The sequence below is a fragment of the Paracoccus sp. (in: a-proteobacteria) genome (assembly GCF_039808215.1).
Classification (GTDB): Bacteria; Pseudomonadota; Alphaproteobacteria; order Rhodobacterales; family Rhodobacteraceae; genus Paracoccus.
The window spans coordinates 1-2705 of the sequence record NZ_JBDHSP010000160.1; the positions used below are offsets into that span (position 1 = coordinate 1).

At 64.0% G+C, this 2705-nt stretch carries 3 protein-coding genes; 2 read left to right on the forward strand and 1 reads right to left on the reverse strand.

The genetic code is table 11. The annotated features are described in order from the left end of the window. On the forward strand, positions 1 to 635 hold a 635-nt coding region (locus WMK75_RS18960), incomplete at its 5' end, for a hypothetical protein (protein ID WP_347269128.1). On the opposite strand, the gene WMK75_RS18965 is transcribed toward WMK75_RS18960, so the two are convergent. Then, on the reverse strand, positions 598 to 1893 hold the full coding sequence (locus WMK75_RS18965; protein ID WP_347269129.1) for a site-specific integrase: 1296 nt from the start codon (positions 1891 to 1893) through the stop codon (positions 598 to 600). The two genes, WMK75_RS18960 and WMK75_RS18965, sit on opposite strands and share 38 nt — an antisense overlap. Positions 1894 to 2129: 236 nt before the next feature. On the opposite strand from WMK75_RS18965, the gene WMK75_RS18970 reads away from it, so the two are divergent. Next, the coding region (locus WMK75_RS18970) for a type I restriction enzyme HsdR N-terminal domain-containing protein (RefSeq protein WP_347269130.1) at positions 2130 to 2705 on the forward strand (576 nt) is incomplete at its 3' end.

Sequence of the window (2705 nt, forward strand, 5' to 3'; positions counted from 1 at the left end):
AAAGGCACGCCTTTCACAAAAGCCAACAATTCAGGAAATACACGATGGCTCTGCCAAACCGCGTGATCTACACGCTGACCGAAGCTGCTGCCCGCTGGGACTGCAATATCGCCGATATCGCCGAATGGGCCATGTCCGATCAGCTGGAGATCACCATTGCGATCCCGCCCACGTGCTTTGGGGCCGAGATCCTCTCGGACCTGGTGGTGATTGCGCCGGGCGATATTCTGCCGATGTTTCGCCGCTGCGGGACCGGCCCGCGCAAAGGGGTGATCCGCCGCGTCCGACTGCCGGGTGGCGGCGAGTGGAAACACATCCCGCCATCCGAAGCCGGGCTTCGGGTCACCCGTGACGATCTGTTGATTCAGGCCGGCACGCTGGCGCGTTTCGAGGAGGAGCATGGGGTGTTTCGCCGGGTCAACCCCAACTCGAGCAAGGGCCACGATTGGGAGGGCTTCTATGGCGCCCTGATCCTGCGCCTGTTCCAGCGCGGCCTGCCCGAGAAACAGGGCGATCTCGTGGGCGAAATGCTGGACTGGTTCATTGCCCACAGCACGGATGGTGATGCCCCCGACGAAAGCACGGTCCGCAAGCGGGTCAGCCCGATCCTGCGGATGCTGAGCGCGGAGGCGTAACCTCCTCGGCCGAGGGTGCGGAATGCACGAGCCTCGGCCGTATCCGCATCATGTCGGCCACCGCATCGACGCCGGCGCGCAAGGGCGAATCCATCAGATGCGCATAGCGCATGGTGGTGCTGGATTGCGAATGACCCAGCAGCTTGCCGATCATCTCCAGCGACGCGCCGCCGCTGACCAGCAGCGAGGCGAAGGTGTGGCGCAGATCGTGAACCCGCACCCCGGGCAACCCGGCCTGATCCTGAATGCCTTTCCAGAAGCGGCGAATCTCCTGCACCGGCTGGTCCTTGCCCTCGACATCGCCTGGAAACAGCCAGTTGCAACCGACCGGCACGGCGGAAAACCGCGTGCGCACCAATGCCGCTGTCTCTGCCGAGATCGGCACCCGGTGAATGCGGCGCTGCTTGGTATTGGCGGCGGGCTTTACCCATGTGTTGCGCTCCAGATCGAAATGCTCGAAGCGCGCGGTCCGGACCTCGCCCAGCCGCGCCCCGGTCAGCATGCACATGCGGATGATGCTGGCGCCGCGCTGGTCCTCGGCCCCGCCCAGCGCCTCGCTGAGCCGGGCGATCTCCTCCATGTCGAGGAAGCGCTCGCGCTCGGTCTCGACGCGGCGGCGAAAACCTACCGCCGGATTGTCGGGGCGCATCCGCCATGCGATGGCGAGGTTGAAGACCCGGCGCAGCATCTCGCCCGCACGATTGGCGCGCACCGGCGTGGGCTTTGGCGGCTTCAGCGGGGTGCGGCGCTTGCCCTTCGGTTTCTTCTTGGCCGGACGCGAACGCCCCTCGGCGATCAGGTTCAGCACCCGCTCGACATCCGCCGGCTCGATCTCGGCCACAAGCCGGTGCTTCCAATGCGGCATGATCAGCTTGTGCAGCATCGACGCCTGATCGGCGGCATTGCGCGGCGCCAGATGCGCGGCATGTTCGCGCAGGTAGCGCGCCACAAGATCCGGAAAACGCGGCGCCTCGCGGATCTCCTCGCGCTCGGCCAGCGGATCCAGCCCGCCATCGACATCGCGGCGCAGCGCCTTGGCGCGCTCGCGCGCGGCGGTCACGTTCCATTCCGGCCAGCGCCCGATGGTCAGCCGCCGCTGCCGCCCCGCCGCGCGGTAATCGAACATGAAGCTGCGCCCGCCCGATGGGTAGATGCAGATCGACAGGCCCAGCACATCGCTGTCGAAAATCTGCCATGCCTTCGGGCGCGGCTCAGCCGCCCGGACCAGTTTTTCCGTCAGTCTTTCTCTGTTTCGCAAGTCACGAACCCCCGTCTTCCGCTCCGACACAGGCGTAGATGTGCCGGCTTATCAACGAGATGATTCGGAAACCGGAAGACAGGCGCGGACCGGCGCCGGAAGGCCGAAAACTGCGCCGGTCGGGTGGATGGGGGCGGCTGGCTCAGTGGCCGGATGTCGGAAGTATCTGGGTCCGGTTGGCGCCTAGCCAGGTCATAGTTCCACCAGGGTTCATCCAGAATTCGATGGGTGTCGCCATGGCGTGGACCAAGCGCTGCGCCCCGCCCACTGTCATCGCGGTCTCGCCCTTGAGCTGCTGTACGATTGCGCGTGCGCAGAACGGGCCGCCGTTCCTTGTGATCCGTGGGCTTAGGAGGATAGAAGAGACGCGAGATCGGGCACTTGGAATACGATATCAGTACGATACCAAACCGGTGGCCCACAAAAATAAGGCGGCGTGTGCAATGAACAAGATTACTTCTGAATTCAGTGAATTCGTTCTTTTCTCTGAAGATGAAGTTCGCGCTCTCGAAGAGCGTGAAGTGATGCGCGAGAGCCGGGGTAAGCAGGTCCCCTATGTCAAATGCCTTGTCCGCGACAAGGAAGTGCAACTCAAGCCAGAGGAACGGACACGCCAGCTTTGGCTCGCCCATCTGATCGATAAGCTCGGCTATGCCCGGTCGCGCATCGCCATCGAATACCCGATCACCTTCGGGCGCGACAGTTCCAAGCGGGCCGACATCGTGGTGTTCGACGCTGACCGCCCGACCGTCCCCTACATCATCGTCGAGGTGAAGCAGGCGAAGTATAAGGACGGCAAGGAACAGCTTCGG